Source organism: Plantibacter sp. CFBP 13570 (assembly GCF_014841395.1).
In the GTDB taxonomy this organism is placed as follows: domain Bacteria; phylum Actinomycetota; class Actinomycetes; order Actinomycetales; family Microbacteriaceae; genus Plantibacter; species Plantibacter auratus.
On sequence record NZ_JACYTW010000139.1, the window covers coordinates 1 to 934 of the forward strand.

Annotated in this window: 1 protein-coding gene; it reads right to left on the minus strand. The window is 75.4% G+C overall.

From position 1 onward, the window contains the following. On the minus strand, positions 1–934 hold a 934-nt coding region (locus IFT89_RS19900; protein ID WP_202939850.1), incomplete at both ends, for an aldehyde dehydrogenase family protein.

The window sequence follows — 934 nt, forward strand, 5'->3', positions numbered from 1 at the left end:
GTCTCGCCGCCGAGGAGCGTCCGCACCCCGGGATGGCCGGCGGCGCGAGCGGTGCCCGCGGCATACGCCTCGGCGATGCCCGGCGTGAGCATGCGCCCGGCGACGGCGTCGGACGCCGCCTGAGCGACGAGCTCGGCGAACCCGCTGCCGCTCGGTACGAGGACGAGACCGGGGTTCGTGCAGAACTGCCCCACGCCGAGGGTGAACGACGCCGCCAGCCCGCGAGCGAGGTCACCCGCGGCCTCGCCCTGCAGTGCGGCCTCGGTGATGACGACCGGGTTCGTGCTGCCGAGCTCGCCGTAGAACGGGATCGGGGCCGGCCGCTGCGACGCGAGGTCGAACAGGGCGCGCCCGCCGGTGAGTGAGCCGGTGAACCCGACCGCGGTGATCACCGGGTGCTGCACGAGGGCGGTGCCCTGCTCACGACCCTCGACGAGCGCGAACGTGCCGTCCGGGGCACCCGCCGTGTGCAACGCCTCGGTGACGATCGCCGCGGTCAGTCGCGAGAGCCGCGGGTGGGCGGAGTGCGCCTTCACGACCACCGGACATCCGGCCGCCAGCGCCGACGCCGTGTCGCCGCCGGCCACCGAGAACGCGAACGGGAAGTTCGACGCGCTGAAGACCGCCACCGGCCCCGTCGGCCGAAGCATCCGTCGCAGCTCCGGCTTGGGCGGGGTGGCGGAGGCGTCGGCGTGGTCGATGACGACCTCGAGGAAGGCACCGTCGCGGAGGACGGCGGCGAACAGCCGCAGCTGGCCCGTCGTCCGCGCGACCTCGCCTGTGAGGCGCGCGGTCCCGAGGTGGGACTCCTCGTCGGCCAGGGCGACGAGCTCGTCGACCCGTCCGTCGAGGGCATCGGCGACGGCCTCGAGCCAGGCGGCGCGCGTTGAGGGCGCGGCGGAGGCGAGCTCGGAGGACGCCGCGGCTGCTGCCG